The organism is Mesorhizobium sp. M0051 (assembly GCF_040323235.1).
In the GTDB taxonomy this organism is placed as follows: Bacteria; Pseudomonadota; Alphaproteobacteria; order Rhizobiales; family Rhizobiaceae; genus Mesorhizobium.
Genome location: NZ_JAMYUT010000021.1, coordinates 68,610 through 84,904, shown reverse-complemented (window position 1 = coordinate 84,904; position 16,295 = coordinate 68,610). Strand labels below are relative to the sequence as shown.

The window sequence follows — 16,295 nt, the reverse complement described above, 5'->3', positions numbered from 1 at the left end:
GAGCCGGGAGAGCCACCGAAGGCAGAAGAAGTGGCCCACCCGCCAATGTCGAAGGATATCCTTGAACAATTGCGGACAAGCGGCCGCCAAGGGAGCTGAAAATGCTCGATCTTCCCAGTGCTCGCGACCGGATGGTCAATGTGCATATCGCCCGGCGTGGCATCCGCAATCGCGAGATCCTGCAGGCCATGCGGGAAGTTCCGCGCGAGGCTTTCGTCGATCCCGGCTTCGAAGAATTCGCTTATGAAGACGGACCACTGCCCATCGCTGACGGGCAGACGATTTCGCAACCCTACATCGTCGCGCTCATGACTGAACTGGCGGACGTCAAGGCTGGCGACCACGTACTGGAGATTGGCACCGGCTCGGGCTATGCGGCGGCCGTGATGAGCCGGATCGTCGAACAGGTCTACACGATCGAGCGCCATCCCGGATTGGCTGAAACCGCGAGGCGTCGGTTTGAGAGGCTTGGCTACGAGAACATCGAGGTCAGGACCGGCGACGGCACCAAGGGCTGGCCGGAAGCAGCGCCCTACGACGCCATCGTGGTGACGGCCAGCGGACCAGGCGCGCCGCTCGCCCTGCAGGAACAACTCGATGTCGGCGGCAGGCTTGTCATTCCGGTCGGTGACGATCTGGATTCGCAACGCCTGCTCAAGGTCACCCGAACGGGCGCTGCAAGCTACAGCGAGGAGGATTTTGGCGGCGTGCGGTTCGTCCCTCTCATCGGCGAGCAAGGCTGGCCCGAAGGTGGCGAGATCGCCGAGATCCGTCGTCCGCTCCGACATCCGCATCCCGCCAGTCTGCCCGATATGATCGCAATGGCCGCCGAACCGCTTCCGGATTTCGACGATCCCACCTTTGGCGAGGTGTTCGATCGGTTCGCCGACCGGCGCGTCGTTCTGCTTGGCGAAGCAAGCCATGGCACGTCGGAGTTTTACAAGGCGCGCGCGGCGATCACACGCCGGCTCGTCGACAAGCACGGTTTCACGATCGTTGCGGTTGAAGCTGATTGGCCCGATGCCGCGGCCATCGACCGCTATGTTCGTCATCGCGAGCCACGAGCCGGTGTCAGCGCGCCATTCCAGCGGTTCCCGACCTGGATGTGGCGCAACACCGACGTCGCGGCCTTCACCGGCTGGATGCGCGACCACAACGAGAAGCTCGAGCCATCCAGGCAAGCGGGATTCTACGGTCTCGACATCTACAATATGAGCGGGTCCATTGCTGCGGTTCTCGAATATCTTGATCGGGTTGATCCGCAGGCAGCAAAGATCGCGCGCGAGCGCTATGGATGCCTGACCCCATGGCAAAATGAACCGTCCACCTACGGCCGTGCGGCGCTGACCTCGGGCTACCGGGCATGCGAGCAGGCGGTTCTTGAGCAATGTCGAGACCTGCTCGCCAGGCAACTGGACTATGCCCGACGGGACGGCAGCGACTTTCTCGATGCCGCTCAGAACGCCCGGTTGATTGCCTCCGCCGAACGCTATTACCGGATCATGTACTATGGCGGCGCGGAATCCTGGAACCTCCGCGACACGCATATGTTCGAAACGCTGGAACATCTGCTGGACGCCAACGGACCGAATTCCAAGGCGGTTGTCTGGGCGCACAATTCGCATATCGGCGATGCCCGTTATACCGAAATGGGGGTTGTCCGGGACGAACTGAATATCGGCCAGCTTTGCCGGCAACGGTTCGGCGACAGGGCAGCCCTGATCGGCCTGGGCACGCATTCCGGCACCGTGGCCGCCGCCTCCGACTGGGACGGCGAAATGAAGGTGAAGCAGGTGCGGCCCTCACACGCAGACAGCTACGAGCGGCTTTGCCATGACTGCCGCATTCCGCGTTTTCTGCTCGACCTGAAGCGCGACGAGGCGCTGCGCGAGCGGCTCCTGGAGCGCAGGCTGGAGCGCTTCATCGGGGTGATCTATCGGCCGGAAACCGAACTGCGAAGCCACTATGCGGATGTTTCGCTGCCTCAGCAATTCGACGCCTTCTTGTGGTTCGACAAAACCACCGCGGTAACTCCACTTGGCCCGGAGCATGCAAGAGCTGGTGTTCCCGACACCTATCCGTTCGGACTTTAGCCGCCGGCGAAAGGCGAATGGCCCGGAACATTTCGGCTGGCCTCGGGTTTTGAAACCGAATCCCTCGAAGGAGTTGTCTCATGAGCACGAGCAGACATCCAAAGTGGAAAAAGCCGAGCGATGCCGACCTGGTGAACAATCCGGGCATCGGAACCTCCAAGGGCACGATCAAGGAAGGCGATGACCTCGACCTTGAAGGCGAAAACACGATCGAAGGCGACGTCGAGAATGACACGACGGCCGCCGGCGGGATCAATCCAAGGCAGAAAATGCGGACGAACAAGTAGCGTGCCGAATTGCACGAGAAGGGAGGCTATCGATGGCCGGAAACAAAACCCACGAGCAAAGCCTTCGCGTAATCGAAAAGCGCGAGAATACGAAGAATGCCGGCAAGGACTTCGACGCGAAGACGGATCTGAGAAAGTCCGACGCTGAGCGCGCAGCCTCGCGGCAGGACAACCTCAGGCCCAAGCTGAGGGATATTGCCGACCCCGATGATCGGAACATCATCCGCGGAGAGAACCAGGAAAGCTCTCACAACAAGCATCGGGGAGGTCGTTGAGGTCGGCCCCATACACCGATATCCGCGCAGCAATTGTCTTCCGCAGGAGCAAGTCATGCCACTCACGCTCAGCAGTTCCGCCTTTGCCGAAGGCGCAAAAATCCCTGAAAGATACACGCGGGACGGCAAGAACGTGTCTCCGCCGCTGAAGTGGTCGGGGGTACCTGATGATACGAGGAGCCTTGTCCTCGTCGTCCAGGATCCGGATGCACCAAGCGGAACGTTCGGCCATTGGGCGGTGTTCAACATATCCCCCGACACCCGGGAACTTCCCGAGGCGGCAAGCGGCAAGCCGGGTCCGCAGGCCCTCAGGCAGGCGACGAACGATTTCGGCAACGCCTATTATGACGGCCCTGAACCGCCGGTCGGACACGGCGTCCATCATTATCATTTCCGGCTGGCCGCACTCGACACGCCAAACCTTGCTATTCCGGCAAGCGCCGGCGTCCAGCGTATCTGGCAGGAAGCACAAAAACATCTGATCGAGCAGGCAGAACTCGTCGGAACATACGAACGGATTTGATGGGTTGCTTGCAGCCGGCGGAAGGAACCCGGATCGCGTGGCCGATGTCGGCGTGAACGGAACAGTTCTTCTCCTTAACGGTCGTTCGGGAAAGGAGACGCGTCATGTTTGAAAGCGTCATGTGGTTGATTGTCGTGGCCGGCGGGCCACTGTTGCTGATCATACTGATGGCCTATGTCTTGCTGACACGCCGCCGCCTTGGCCCCGCCGAAAGCAAAGAGCGTGACCGCGCAACCGACCGGCTGTATCGCCAGGACAGGCGATGATTGGGAAGGTGGGCGGGCGGGAATCGCACGGCTACGGGCACGATTCCCAACCCTGATCAGTGCATGATCCTTTGCCTCAACCAAGCGAGAAACCTGTTGCCGCCGATCGTTGCGCGGACCCGGGCTGCCGCCCACCGCGCCTTCATGGAAGCGCCTACGTGACAGTCGCAGACGATGTCATGCAGTTGCCAGTCATTCAGCTCGAAGAAGCGCTTGGCTTCGCCATAGGTGTCATTCCTTAGGCCCGACGCGCGCAGCACCGAGTCTTCGAACGCGACGGCAATTGCCGAACCCTCGCCACGCACCGTGGCACGAGCTTCCGGGTGCAGATGCTCGGTGCCGGAAAACGCTGCGAGGAGCCGCTCGGGATTCTGCTCGAGAAGTTCAGCCCAGCGCTCGATGCGCTGGTTTCGTGTCATTGCCGAATATGCAGCCGAGGACTCGATGGCGGCGACGGCATGCAGTTGGTCGAGTGTCTGATGTTTCATGGTCGGCTCCTGTTTCAAAGGGAGATGCACCCACGCCTTCAGAGGAATTATCGCGCAGCGATGCTGCGACAAGAGCAAAAGCCTGACAGAATTCGTCACCGCCAAGTTCAACCGGCTGGATCGTAAACGCGCCGGACGCGTTCATCGAAGAGATGGGGTCATCACTGCCCGCGGTTTGCCCATGCTCGTCCAGCCGATCGACTATTTTCTTGTTGCCTGGTTCATTCTTGCTGCTGCCTCGACGGTCTATGTCGGGATAGATCAGCACCGCAACAATCCCGAACCGGCGGTGATGAAATGGGGGTTCATCCTGGTCACCCTCTATATGGGCCCCGTCGGCCTGCTGCTCTATGTGTTGGCCGACAAGGAGCCGCGACCGGGCGAGCACGAGGACTTCACGAGGCCGCTGTGGAAGCAGGGCGTCGGCTCGACCATTCACTGCGTTGCCGGAGATGCTACAGGCATCATCCTCGCCGCCGTCGTCACGGCGACGCTCGGCCTTCCTATGTGGCTCGACCTCATTGTCGAATATGTTTCCGGCTTCGCCTTCGGTCTGTTCATCTTTCAGTCGCTGTTCATGAAGTCGATGATGGGCGGCAGCTATTGGGAAAACGTGCGCAAAAGCTTCCTGCCCGAATTCATTTCGATGAACTTCATGATGGCGGGTATGGCGCCTGTCATGAGCTTCCTGATGATGGGGCGCGACATGCGCGCGATGGAGCCGACGGAACTGCTGTTCTGGGGCGTGATGTCGATCGGCGTCATCGCCGGCTTCACACTCGCCTACCCTGCCAATGTCTGGCTGGTGGCGCGCGGACTGAAGCATGGATTGATGACGCAGCGCCGGCAGACCACCGGAACGAGCAGTCGAGAGAAATCTGCTCACCAACCGCACGGAACAGGCCACAACGAGACCTCCCACAGCGGCAAAAGCAGTGGCCACCAGATGAAGACGGACGCCACGACGCCGCAGGTTTCGGCACTCGGCATTGTATCCGTAATTGCGCTGGCGATCGGCATGGCCGCACCGGCTAACTGGCTGAACCTGACGCTGTCGGCCCGTGATGTCGGCGGGGTAATCATGCCGCGAGGCATGATCATGGGCCGCGATACCCCGGCCGAGGCGATGCGTGACATGGCGGCAGCCGATCCGCGTCGGGTGACGGCATCCTACGATCTGTCCGCCAAGGGCGGCCAGGAATTGCCGTTCCGCCTGGAGAACGGCGTCAAGGTGTTCGAACTCAGGCCGTCAGTGATCCGTTGGCAGATACTGCCCAACGTCGCGGTCGATGCCTACGCCTATAACGGACAGATTCCCGGGCCGCGCATCCACATTCGCCAAGGTGACAGGGTCCGCATCAATGTCACCAACGACCTGCCGGAGGAAACGACGGTGCATTGGCACGGCATGATCCTGCCGAACCAGATGGACGGACCCGCCGAGATTACCCAAGCGCCGATCGAGCCCGGGCAAACCTACTCCTATGAATTCACCGCCACACAGCACGGGACCTATTTCTATCATCCGCACGCCAAGCCCGACCGCACCCAGGCACTCGGGCTCTACGGAGCGCTGATCATCGACCCCGCCAATCCCGCCGACGAGATCCAGGCCGACCACGATTACGTTATCGAGCTCCAGGAATGGCTGGTGCGCGACGGCCTGACCTACCCGGCGATGCCGATGGAAGGCGGCATGCCGAACTTCTTCACCATCAACGGCAAAGCGTATCCTTCAACCGATACGATCCATATGAAGGTCGGCGAAACGCTGAAGGTGCGTTTCATCGGCACCAACAATGGCTTTGTCCATCCGATGCATATCCATGGCGGACCGTTCGAGGTCGCCGCCCGTGACGGCGAGACTCTTGCCCCTTCGGCTCGCTTCCTGGCCGACACGATCAATGTTGGGCCGGGGCAGCGCTATGACGTCGTCTGGAAGGCACAGCGGCCCGGCAAATGGCTGATCCACTGCCACATTCCGCATCACACGACAAACAACAATGTCGAGGAAAAGGGCGGCGGCGGACTGATGGTCATCATCGATGTCAGCTAACCGGCACCGAGGCCACGGCCGAACCGGTGCGCTCGGCCGACAGAGGAGCGATCCCATACCGACCCAGCAACCTCCAGCTCCAGCAACCGTCCGGACGCTGCTATTGTCGCGTCCTACTTCTTGATAATATTTCCGTCGCGCAAGTCGAATGCTTCGGTGCCGCGAGCCTGGCGATAGAAATCGTCCTGCAATTCACCCCATTCGCCGAGGAAGGCGCCGCAATTGCTGCAATAGATTGGCGTCGACTCCTTGGCGTTGTCGGGAATGTCCATCTGGATCGTCCCGCAAGCCTTGCAATCAAGTTTGTCGTCCAATCGGCGTCCCATTTCGCAATGATTGCGCATTTTCAATCAGGAGCCAATTGTCGGTTTCGTACGAAGTGGCGCAGACCGCCCTGTGAGTTCATCACTAGCTAGCGCAGACTTGCTCCCGCAGAGAGAAGGAAGTCGATTCAGCTATGGGCGTGAAATTGTCGGCCCTATTCGCGGGAATCAAAAAGGACGGCCAACCCCAACTTCCGCGTCAGGTCGACGATCTCCTCCATCAATTCGTTATCCGTATCCCGCATGTAAGGCGCGTCCCTGCGAATTGCCTCGATCACCGCTTTGACCGAGACGATATCGCCGTATCGCGCGCTTCCGAGCTCCAACGCCAGAAATTCCCTCGCGGTACCGACGGGCCTTATTGCTCCCCTAGCGATACTCATGCGGCTCCTCCCCATGGCCACGTTAGCTTTCATTTTGAGCCTGTCCGAGATGGAGATCAATTGATGGTATGATTCGTACAAAACCCGCTGAGCCGATATGCGACAACAATTGAAGTTGGCCCAATGCGGCCGACCCACGGAACCATCATTCGGCATAAAGGTTGTGTCTCCAATCGTCCTGCGGAGAATGCAAGGGAACGACCATGCGAATGTTGACGATAGTTGCCGCGCTTTCGGGAGCGGTCATCATGCAGCCTCTCTATGGGCAAACCATCGACCCGCCGGGTCCACAGCTGACACCGATGGAACCCCAGCCCGAGCCGATACCGCCCCGGCAAGGGGCTCCTGGTGAGAATTTCACCGATGTCGCCATCGTCGCCGTCGAGGACCTACCTGCGGAAATCAAGGCACAGGCGGAAGCCGTGATTACCCAGACCAGTGCGCAAGATCTGCTGCGTCTGCAGAGCTCCATCGATGCATCGCCTCAGGCAACATTGGCGCTGAGGGCCAACGGGCTCAACTCTTCACAGGTCGTGGCCGCCAACATCGATGGTGATGGCACTTTGACGCTGATCATCCAAACGACAACTTGATCGGCCGTCCGAACATACGGCTACGCCGTGAAGCAACGAAACGCAGATGTCGCGGAGAGCCGCCATGGCCGAAGCCGCTGTTCGCAACTTCACCATCAATTTCGGACCGCAGCATCCGTCGGCCCACGGGGTCCTGCGGTTGGTGCTCGAACTGGATGGTGAGATCGTCGACCGAGCCGATCCACATATCGGCCTGCTCCATCGCGGCACGGAAAAGCTCATAGAATACAAGAACTATCTGCAGGCCCTGCCCTATTTCGACCGGCTAGACTATGTCGCACCGATGAATCAGGAGCATGCCTTCTGCCTCGCCGCCGAGAAATTGCTCGAAATATCGGTGCCAAGGCGTGGGCAACTTATCCGTGTCCTCTTTTGCGAAATCGGCCGGCTTCTGTCGCATCTCCTCAATGTCACGACCCAGGCCATGGACATCGGCGCACTGACCCCGCCGCTTTGGGGTTTCGCAGAGCGTGAGAAGTTGATGGTCTTCTACGAGCGCGCCTCGGGCGCCCGTATGCATGCGAATTATTTCAGGATCGGCGGCGTGCACCAGGACCTGCCTTCCGAGCTTCTCGACGACATCTGGGATTTCTGCGACCCCTTCCTCAAGGTCTGCGACAATCTCGACGACCTGCTCACCAACAGCCGCATTTTCAAGCAACGCAATGTCGATGTCGGCGCGATTGGGCTCGATGACGCCTGGGCGTGGGGCTTCTCCGGCGTGATGGTACGCGGATCGGGAGCGGCATGGGACCTGCGCAAGGCACAGCCATACGAATGTTATCCCGAGATGGATTTCGACATACCGGTCGGAAAAAATGGAGACTGTTATGATCGGTACCTGGTTCGGATGGAGGAAATGCGCCAGTCGGTCCGGATCATGAGGCAATGCCTGGAAAAGTTGCGCTCGCCGCAAGGCCAGGGGCCGGTGGCGATCCCCAATCACAAGATCACGCCGCCGCCACGTGCCAAAATGAAGCGTTCGATGGAAGCAACCATCCAGCATTTCAAACTCTATTCGGAAGGGCATCGTGTGCCCGCCGGCGAGGTCTATGCGGCGGTCGAGGCTCCGAAGGGCGAATTCGGCGTCTATCTGGTTTCGAACGGAAGTAACGTTCCCTATCGATGCAAGATACGCGCGCCTTCCTTCGCCCATCTGCAGGCGATGGATTTCCTGTCCCGAGGGCACATGATCGCCGATGTCGCCGCAATCATAGGCTCACTTGATATCGTGTTCGGCGAGATCGACCGCTGACCGGTGCGCAAATCACATGCCCGCAGATCACATGCCATTGTCGAAATCGGTGGCCTCATCGGCGTGACGCATCATGCGGCGAAAGCTCATTGAGATGTGGGCGCGCCTGATGTGGCCGATCGACTCCCAGTCTCCGATCTCCGCAGCGGCAAGGACTTCCTCCATCTCCCGGCGGAAGGCGGTGAATTCTTCGACAAGGCCCAATTGCGGCATCATCTTCAGGACGACCCGCGCGACTTGAAAATACAGGCGCTCGCTGATCTCGCGCAGCGGCTGGTTGCCGGTCATCGCGGTGAGTTCGTAGAAGAAATCCATGTTAAGGCGCAAGAAAGCGCGCTGATCGGGGTTGAGGATATCGGAGTCACAGCGTGCGATAAGCGCCCTTATCCGATCGAGATCTTCCGGCTTGCGCGGGATCGGCGACAGCTTGCCGACCAGAAGCGCCAGCTCCAGCCTCAGATGATAGACCTGCTGGAGTTCCTCGATATCGACGTCCGTGACGATCGTGCCGACGCCATGGACGGATTGAACAAGACCTTCGGATTCGAGGCGCGCCAGCACGCGCCGAACCGGCGTCCGGCTGATCTCGAATTCCTGGGCGAGTTCTTCCTCGGAGAGATGGCTTCCCGGAGCATAGTCCAGCAGGCAGATGCGGTCGCGCAAGATCCGGTAGATGCGCTCGAACCGCTCCCGGGCCGAGAGCGGGCGCGGGGTCACGGCTGTGGGCGCGGCATCCGTTTCAAGCGTCATCCAGCCTCCAGGACAGCATGCAGAAACTGCCGTGTCCGCTCGTTTTTGGGCGCCCCGAACAGTTCGTTTGGCGGCCCCTGCTCACAAATCTTGCCTTGGTAGAAGAAGCAAACGCGATCGGAAAACTCCTTGGCGAAGCCCATCTGATGGGTCACCATCAGCATGGTCAGATCATGCTCGCGCCCGATCTGCCTTATCACCTGCAGCACTTCGCCGACAAGCTCCGGGTCGAGCGCCGACGTCACCTCGTCGAACAGCATGATCTTGGGTCGCATGGCCAGTGCCCTGGCGATAGCGACGCGTTGCTGCTGGCCACCGGACAGCTGCGACGGGTAATGATCCTTCTTCTGAGCCAGCCCCACCAGTTCCAGCAATTCGGCTGCTCGCGCCTCTGCATCCGCGCGTTTCATGCCAAGCACCGTCATCGGCGCCTCGATGCAGTTCGCCATCGCCGTCATGTGCGGGAACAGGTTGAAGGATTGGAACACCATGCCGATCTTCGCCCTGATGCGGCGAATATGCGCAAGGTCGGCGGGAACGAGCATGCCGTTCTTCTTCATGTGGGTCAGCGGCTCGCCTTCGACCCAGATGACGCCGTCGTTGATCGTTTCCAGCGTCATCAGCATTCGCAGCACCGTCGTCTTGCCGGAGCCGGAAGGGCCAATGATGGAAACCTTTTCACCGCGCGCGATTTCAAGATTGAGCCCGTCGAGGACGGTCAGTGAGCCATAGCGTTTCGACACATTGTCAAAACGGACCATCGGTTGTTCCGTCATCGCGTGGCCCTCTGGTTGAGCATGCGTTCGAGAGTCCGGATCAGCGCGGCTGAAACCAGGCTCATGGCAAGGAAGAACAGGCCGACCAGCGTGATCGGCTCGGTGTAGCGAAATGTTTCCGAGCCGATGATCTTGGCCGTCTGCATCAGCTCCATCACGGCGATCGCGGAAAGCAAGGGCGTCTCCTTGAACAAGGCGACGAGATAGTTGCCGAGTGCCGGAACGATCGGTGGAACCGCCTGCGGGATGATGATGTCGCGAAACGTCGTCCAGGCCGACAGATTGAGCGCGATCGAGGCTTCCCACTGACCGCGATGGATGTTGTCGAAACCGGCGCGATAGACCTCGGAACAATAGGCGGCGTAGTGAATGCCGATGGCAAGCACGCCGGCGGTGAATGCGTCGAGCACGAGGCCGAATTTCGGGAAGACGAAGTAGATAAAAAATATCTGGATGAGCAGTGGGGTCGAGCGGATCAGTTCAACCAGAACCGAGATCGTCCAGCCGGTCCGCGGTATGGCGATGCGCACGACCGCCAGCACCAGGCCCAGTGTGGCGGCAAGCACGAAGCCGATCAGCGTCGCTTCGACCGAGACGATCGCCGCGTGCGCAAGCACCGGCAGGATTTCGAGGGTGAAATTCCAGTCCCAGATCATGCTGCCTTCCCCCGCGCCAGACCAGCCGACGCCCGCCTTTCGAGCAGCCGCATGCCGATGGTGAGGACCAGCGACATAACGAGATACATCAGCAGGACGAGGGTGAAGATTGGAAGGGTCTTGAACGTATTCTGGTTCATCTGCTGCGCCTTGAAGGCAAGGTCGGAGAGCGTGATCAGCGAGACCAGCGAGGTCGATTTGAGAAGCTCGATGAATAGATTGCCCCAGGGAGGTATCATTGCCACAAAGGCCTGCGGCAGGATCACGCGCCGCAGCATCTGGGCACGGCTCATATTCAACGCCGTGCATCCCTCCCACTGGCCGCGAGCGACAGACAGGATCGCGCCGCGTACGACCTCTGATCCGTAGGCGCCGACGTTCAGCCCGAGCGCCAGGACGGCGACCGGGAATGGGTCGAGCGAAACGCCGAATTGCGGCAGTACGAAAAACAGCCAGAACAGTTGCACCAGCGCCGAAGTGCCGCGGAATATCTCGACATAGACCGTGGCCAGCCATCTGAGCGGCGCCGGACCATAAAGCCGGGCGAGTGCTGCAAGCACACCCATGATGACCGCGAGCAGGCTGCCAAGGATGGCGATCTCGATCGTCAAGACCGCGCCCTGCAGCAAGCCGGGTAGAAACAGGCTGTAGGCCTGCTGTGTCGCCAGGATGCCGATGACCGCGAGTGCAATCGCCAGCATCGCTACAAGCGTGCCAATTCCCATCTGCCTCTCCGAAAAAGAGGCGGCGCCTTCGCGCCGCCCAGCAGTTGGGACCTTATTTGCCGGCGCAAAGCTCGGCGGTGGTCTTGTTCGGCAGGTAGTCCTTGCCGAAGCCGAGCGGCTCGACGAGTGCGATATGCTCCGGCGAGCCAAGGAATTTCTTCAGCTCGGCGTTGAATGCCTCTTGCAGATCGGTGTCTTCCTTGCGGAAGCCGAAGCCACCGTGGCCCTTTACCGACTTGCCGGCAACTTCGCCGAATGGTTTCGTCGATTCCACGCCGTCGGCCTTCTTGGCCATGTCGGCGATAGACAGGGCGGTTAGCGCAGCGGCGTCGGCACGGCCCGACTGGACGGCGGCGACGAGGCTGGACTGGTCAGGCAGGGAAACGATCTGCCCTGCCGCGACACCGGCATCCTTGGCAAAGCCGCCCTCGACCGCGCCGGCCATCACGGCGAGCTTGAGATCGGGATTGTCCTTGAAGCTCGAAAAGTCCTTCACGGCCTTCGGATTGCCCTTTGCCACCAGCAAGGCCTCGCCGATGCCGTAAGAAGGCTCGGAGTAGTTGATCTCGGCGCAGCGCTTGGGAGTGATGAACATGCCGGCGGCGATGATGTCGAAGCGCCCGGCCTTGAGACCAGGGATGAGCGAGCCGAACTCGGTCAGCACGCCGTCGACCTGCTTGATGCCCATCTTGGCGAGCACCGCCTTGGCGACTTCGGGCGCCTCGCCAGTCAGCTTACCATCTGGCGTGGCATAGCCGAACGGCGCCTCATTGGCGAAGCCGACGCGGATATAGCCGTCCTTCTTGGCCCGCTCCAGGGTGGTTTCCGCATGAGCGGGCAGCGATGTCAATGAAGTCGCTGCGAGCGCCAGGCAGGCCGCCGCTTTCACGACGATACGGCGCGAGATCGATGATTTGAACATGCTTTTCTCCCATTGAACAACTGATGATGGTTCCCAGCGTCGCGGCCTTCTTCGAGGTTGAAACGCGCTTGACCAGACGTATACAACTGCCCTAGACATTGTGCAAGCCAAGACGCAGAAACCTTTGAAAATTAGACAGCAGAACGACACGTAGCCATCCAGTTGTGCACAATTTAAGCGATTTTCCCGTCCAAGGGCGGATCATATCCAGAAGGCTGGACATCCAGTGACGAGCGCGAACCATTTCGGGGCATTTACGCAGGCGGAATATGCGCAGCGCCTGGCTGGCGTGAAGGCACGCATGGAACAGGCCGGCTTCGACCTCATCGTCTGTCAGGATCCCGCCAACATGTGCTGGCTGACCGGCTATGACGGATGGTCGTTTTATGTTCCGCAGTGCGTGCTCGTCCATCTGGAGGAGGACCGGCCGATCTGGTTCGGCAGGACTCAAGATGCCCGCAGCGCGCGCCTGACCACTGGCCTACCGGAGAAAAACATCGTGCCGTTCTCGGAACGGCTGGTGCAGCAGCCCGTCGAACATCCCTATGACGAGCTCGCCCAGCTGATCCGCTCGCGCGGCTGGGGAACCGCTCGCGTCGGTGTCGAGATGGACGCGCATTACTACACCGCGCGCTGCCACGTCCATCTCACCCAAGGATTGCCCGACGCGCACTTCGCCAACAACCACGACCTCGTCAATTGGGCGCGGCTGGTCAAATCCGAAGCCGAACTGGCGCTGATCCGCAAGGCCGGTGCGATCTGCACCCATGCCATGAACCGCGCCATCGACAAGATGCGGCCCGGCGTCCCCCAGAACCACGTCATCGCCGAAATCTATCATGCGCAGATCATGGGCGTGCCCGGAGCGGGCGGCGACTATGCCGCGATCTGTCCGCTGATGCCCGTTGGCGAGGGCACCAGCACGCCGCATCTAACCTGGTCCGACGCGCCGCTGCCGGACAGTGGACTTGCGATCCTGGAGATTGCCGGCGTGCGCCGCCGCTATCACGCGGCGCTAACGCGCACCGTGCATTTCGGCAAGCCGCCGGCGGCTATCCTCGATATCGCCAGGGCAATCGTCGAGGGCGTCGACGCCGGTCTCGAAAAGGCCCGACCTGGCAACACCGCAGAAGAAGTGGAAGCGGCGTGGCAGGCTGTCTTGCGCAAGAACGGACTGAAGAAGGAAAGCCGCGTCGGCTATCCGGTCGGGCTGGCATACCCGCCCGATTGGGGTGAACGCACCGCAAGCCTTCGTCCTGGCGACACCACCGAAATGCAATCCGGAATGTGCTTCCATTTCATGGCTGGCGTTTGGCTCGACGATTTCGGCATCGCCATCTCGGAATCCTTCGTCGTCACGGATCGCGGCGGGGAACGCCTCTGCGACGTGGCGCGCGAACTCATCGTTATCGACTGACTATGGCGCGCGGGAAGCCGGACCTTTTGAGAGACCCTGCCCACAACGAAGCCGGCAGCAGCAAGCACGAGGATGCCTGATGGACCGCAATCCCTTTTCCGAAGCCGAAATCGAGGGCCGTCTGGCAAGGATCCGGGCGGCACTGGGCGAGCGCGAACTTGACGCGGCGGTCTTCGCCTCGCCGGAGAACGTCTTCTATCTCACCGGCCTCGATCACTGGGGCTATTTTGCCCCTCACCTGCTGATCGTCCCGCTCGCAGGCAAGCCCGTTCTGGTCACCCGTGCGATGGAGAGAGTGACGATCGAAAAACAGGTGGCGGCAGCGGAGTTTCGCGGCCATTCCGACAGCGAAACGGCGGCGGATCTTGCCGCGCGGGTGCTGGCGGAACTCGGCTTGTCCGGTAAGCGGATCGGTCTCGAATACTGGACGGCAGGCCTCAGCCACGGGCTTGCGGTGGCGCTGCAGACGCAGGTGGATGCCAGATGGAGCGACGTCTCCGGTCTGGTCGACAGGATGCGGCGGGTGAAGAGCGCCGAGGAACAGGCCCTGATGCGGCAGGCTGCCAGGGTGACCGACGCTGCCGCCGGGGCCGCGATCGCGGCGATCTCGGACGGCGCCACCGAGCAAGAGGTCGCCGCCCAATGTGTTTCGGCGATGATCCGCGCCGGTGGCCATGCGCCGGGCTTCGGCCCGTTCATCCGCCCGGCCGCGCGGCTTGGCGAGGAGCATACGACCTGGGGCGACGGCATTTATCGCAAGGGTGAGCCGGTCTTCGTCGAACTGTCCGGCTGCATCTCGCGCTACCACGCGCCGCTCGGCCGGCTCGTTCGCATCGGCCATATCAGCGACGAAGACGCCGCTATGGCCGAAGTGACCGCCAAGGCATTCGACGCGGTCGTCAAGGCGCTGCGGCCCGGGGCCAAGGCGCGCGATGTCTACGCCGCCTGGCAGGCCGTCGCCGACGAGGCCGGCCTTGCCCACTATCGCCGCCATCACTGCGGCTATCTCGTCGGCGCCGGCCAGCCGCCATCATGGACCGGTGGCAATTCGGTGACCGGGCTGCGGCACGATTCCGATCTCGATATCGAGACCGGGATGAGCTTCCACATCCTGTCCTGGCTGATGGGCACCGGTCGTGGCGATGACTTCGTCTCCAACACCGTGCTGTTGACCGATGCGGGTGCCGAAGTGCTGACCCGCACGCCGACCGGCCCGATCGTTCAATAGGCCCGCACGGATGGCGCCTTACTCGGCATTCCAGATTTTCCGCAATGCGCTGTCCGGCCAGAAGAACTGGCAGCGCGCCTGGCGGGCGGCGGAGCCCAAACCGTCCTACGATGTGATCGTCATCGGCGGCGGCGGTCACGGCCTCGCCACGGCATTCTACCTCGCCGAGAACCACGGTATTCGCAATGTCGCCGTGCTTGAGAAAGGCTACATCGGCGGTGGCAATGTCGGCCGCAACACCACCGTCATCCGCTCCAACTACCTGCTCGACGGCAACACCCAGTTCTACGAATTCTCGATGAAGCTCTGGGAAGGCATGTCGCGGGCGCTGAACTTCAACGTCATGTTTTCGCAGCGCGGCCAACTCGTCACCGCGCATTCGGCCGATCAGCTCGACGGCTTCGGCCACCGCGCCAACGTCATGCGGCTGAATGGCATCGACGCCGACATCCTCGATCGAGACGAAGTGCGCCGCCTGGTGCCTTATCTCGATTTTTCCGACACAGCCCGCTTTCCGATCCATGGCGCCATCTTCCAGGGTCGCGCGGGCACGGCGCGGCACGACGCCGTCGCCTGGGGCTATGCGCGCGCCGCCGATGGCCATGGCGTAGACATCATCCAGAACTGCGAGGTGACGGGCTTCATTCGCGATGGCGAACGGATCGTCGGCGTCGAAACGACGAAAGGCCGGATCGGCGCCGCCAAGGTCGGGCTTGCCGTCGCCGGCCATACGTCCGTGCTCGGCGCCAAGGCCGGCCTTGAACTGCCGATCGAAAGCCATGTCTTGCAGGCCTTCGTCACCGGACCGCTGAAGCCGCTGGTCGACCATGTCGTCGCCTACGGCGCCGATCATTTCTATGTCAGCCAGTCGGATAAGGGCGGGCTGGTCTTTGGCGGCAATCTCGACGGCTACAATTCCTACGCCCAGCGCGGCAATCTCGGCGTCGTGCGCGAAGTGGCGGAGGCGGCGATCGCCTTGATGCCGTGCATCTCGCGCATCCGTCTGCTGCGGCATTGGGGCGGCGTCATGGATATGACGCCGGATGCCAGCCCGATCATCTGCCCGACGCCGATCGACGGCCTCTATCTCAACGGCGGCTGGTGCTATGGTGGCTTCAAGGCGACGCCGGCTTCCGGCTGGTGCTTCGCCCACACGATCGCAACCGGCAAGCCGCATCCGTTGATCGCGGCCTACGGGCTCGACCGTTTCCGGACCGGCCGCACGCTGGACGAGGCCGGCGCCGGCCCCTCCGCGTGGCTGCAATAGGAGGCGGGAAGA

19 protein-coding genes are annotated in these 16,295 nt (G+C 61.3%); 11 read left to right on the top strand and 8 right to left on the bottom strand.

Annotation, left to right across the window (positions count from 1 at the left end):
• Positions 1-101: 101 nt before the first annotated feature.
• From NKJ90_RS21385 to NKJ90_RS21365, 5 genes are all read left to right on the top strand, one after another.
• Complete coding sequence (locus NKJ90_RS21385; protein ID WP_023757875.1) at positions 102-2,093, top strand: protein-L-isoaspartate(D-aspartate) O-methyltransferase; 1,992 nt, start codon at positions 102-104, stop codon at positions 2,091-2,093.
• Positions 2,094-2,173: 80 nt separating this feature from the next.
• Positions 2,174-2,380 (top strand): hypothetical protein, encoded by a 207-nt coding sequence (locus NKJ90_RS21380; protein WP_023757876.1) that lies wholly within the window; start codon positions 2,174-2,176, stop codon positions 2,378-2,380.
• A gap of 32 nt (positions 2,381-2,412) precedes the next feature.
• Positions 2,413-2,655, top strand: a complete 243-nt coding sequence (locus tag NKJ90_RS21375; protein ID WP_023757877.1) for a hypothetical protein — start codon at positions 2,413-2,415, stop codon at positions 2,653-2,655.
• Between the two features lie 55 nt (positions 2,656-2,710).
• The gene (locus tag NKJ90_RS21370; RefSeq protein WP_023757878.1) at positions 2,711-3,178 is read left to right on the top strand and encodes a YbhB/YbcL family Raf kinase inhibitor-like protein; all 468 of its coding nucleotides are present in this window, start codon (positions 2,711-2,713) and stop codon (positions 3,176-3,178) included.
• Positions 3,179-3,282: 104 nt separating this feature from the next.
• Positions 3,283-3,444: a hypothetical protein gene (locus NKJ90_RS21365; RefSeq protein WP_023757879.1), complete on the top strand. Its 162-nt coding sequence runs from the start codon at positions 3,283-3,285 to the stop codon at positions 3,442-3,444.
• A gap of 56 nt (positions 3,445-3,500) precedes the next feature.
• Here NKJ90_RS21365 and NKJ90_RS21360 read toward each other — a convergent pair whose 3' ends face one another.
• Positions 3,501-3,932, bottom strand: a complete 432-nt coding sequence (locus NKJ90_RS21360) for a hypothetical protein (protein WP_023757880.1) — start codon at positions 3,930-3,932, stop codon at positions 3,501-3,503.
• Between the two features lie 181 nt (positions 3,933-4,113).
• Here NKJ90_RS21360 and NKJ90_RS21355 point away from each other — a divergent pair, with 181 nt between their 5' ends.
• Positions 4,114-5,988, top strand: a complete 1,875-nt coding sequence (locus NKJ90_RS21355) for a multicopper oxidase domain-containing protein (RefSeq protein WP_023757881.1) — start codon at positions 4,114-4,116, stop codon at positions 5,986-5,988.
• A gap of 113 nt (positions 5,989-6,101) precedes the next feature.
• Here NKJ90_RS21355 and NKJ90_RS21350 read toward each other — a convergent pair whose 3' ends face one another.
• Both NKJ90_RS21350 and NKJ90_RS21345 read right to left on the bottom strand, forming a co-directional pair.
• On the bottom strand, positions 6,102-6,302 hold the full coding sequence (locus tag NKJ90_RS21350) for a hypothetical protein (protein WP_032907017.1): 201 nt from the start codon (positions 6,300-6,302) through the stop codon (positions 6,102-6,104).
• 164 nt (positions 6,303-6,466) lie between these two features.
• A complete protein-coding gene (locus tag NKJ90_RS21345; protein WP_352486727.1) occupies positions 6,467-6,727 on the bottom strand; it encodes a hypothetical protein in 261 nt (86 codons plus the stop codon).
• A 215-nt stretch (positions 6,728-6,942) separates the two neighbouring features.
• Between NKJ90_RS21345 and NKJ90_RS21340 the strand changes: the two genes are divergently transcribed.
• Together NKJ90_RS21340 and NKJ90_RS21335 are read left to right on the top strand one after the other, a co-directional pair.
• Complete coding sequence (locus tag NKJ90_RS21340) at positions 6,943-7,287, top strand: hypothetical protein (RefSeq protein ID WP_245266442.1); 345 nt, start codon at positions 6,943-6,945, stop codon at positions 7,285-7,287.
• Positions 7,288-7,351: 64 nt separating this feature from the next.
• Positions 7,352-8,542: an NADH-quinone oxidoreductase subunit D gene (locus NKJ90_RS21335; protein WP_023757885.1), complete on the top strand. Its 1,191-nt coding sequence runs from the start codon at positions 7,352-7,354 to the stop codon at positions 8,540-8,542.
• A gap of 27 nt (positions 8,543-8,569) precedes the next feature.
• Here the strand turns inward: NKJ90_RS21335 and NKJ90_RS21330 are convergent, their stop codons facing one another.
• From NKJ90_RS21330 to ehuB, 5 genes are read right to left on the bottom strand one after another with little or no spacing between them, the layout of a single operon-like run.
• Positions 8,570-9,292 carry a GntR family transcriptional regulator gene (locus tag NKJ90_RS21330; RefSeq protein WP_023757886.1) on the bottom strand — a complete coding sequence of 241 codons (723 nt, stop codon included), beginning with the start codon at positions 9,290-9,292 and terminating at the stop codon, positions 8,570-8,572.
• The gene (gene ehuA / locus NKJ90_RS21325) at positions 9,289-10,068 is read right to left on the bottom strand and encodes an ectoine/hydroxyectoine ABC transporter ATP-binding protein EhuA (protein ID WP_352486724.1); all 780 of its coding nucleotides are present in this window, start codon (positions 10,066-10,068) and stop codon (positions 9,289-9,291) included. Before ehuA ends, NKJ90_RS21330 begins: the two co-directional genes overlap by 4 nt.
• Entirely contained in the window at positions 10,065-10,724 is a 660-nt protein-coding gene (ehuD, locus tag NKJ90_RS21320; protein WP_023757888.1) for an ectoine/hydroxyectoine ABC transporter permease subunit EhuD, read from the bottom strand. Before ehuD ends, ehuA begins: the two co-directional genes overlap by 4 nt.
• Positions 10,721-11,449, bottom strand: coding sequence for an ectoine/hydroxyectoine ABC transporter permease subunit EhuC (gene ehuC / locus NKJ90_RS21315; protein ID WP_023757889.1), 729 nt, complete (start codon positions 11,447-11,449; stop codon positions 10,721-10,723). Before ehuC ends, ehuD begins: the two co-directional genes overlap by 4 nt.
• Positions 11,450-11,501: 52 nt before the next feature.
• Complete coding sequence (gene ehuB, locus NKJ90_RS21310) at positions 11,502-12,371, bottom strand: ectoine/hydroxyectoine ABC transporter substrate-binding protein EhuB (RefSeq protein WP_023757890.1); 870 nt, start codon at positions 12,369-12,371, stop codon at positions 11,502-11,504.
• A 226-nt stretch (positions 12,372-12,597) separates the two neighbouring features.
• Between ehuB and NKJ90_RS21305 the strand changes: the two genes are divergently transcribed.
• From NKJ90_RS21305 to NKJ90_RS21295, 3 genes are all read left to right on the top strand, one after another.
• Positions 12,598-13,788 carry a M24 family metallopeptidase gene (locus NKJ90_RS21305; RefSeq protein ID WP_352486721.1) on the top strand — a complete coding sequence of 397 codons (1,191 nt, stop codon included), beginning with the start codon at positions 12,598-12,600 and terminating at the stop codon, positions 13,786-13,788.
• Between the two features lie 79 nt (positions 13,789-13,867).
• A complete protein-coding gene (locus NKJ90_RS21300; RefSeq protein WP_023757892.1) occupies positions 13,868-15,016 on the top strand; it encodes a M24 family metallopeptidase in 1,149 nt (382 codons plus the stop codon).
• 10 nt (positions 15,017-15,026) lie between these two features.
• The gene (locus NKJ90_RS21295) at positions 15,027-16,283 is read left to right on the top strand and encodes a sarcosine oxidase subunit beta family protein (protein WP_352486719.1); all 1,257 of its coding nucleotides are present in this window, start codon (positions 15,027-15,029) and stop codon (positions 16,281-16,283) included.
• The last annotated feature ends 12 nt before the right edge of the window (positions 16,284-16,295 follow it).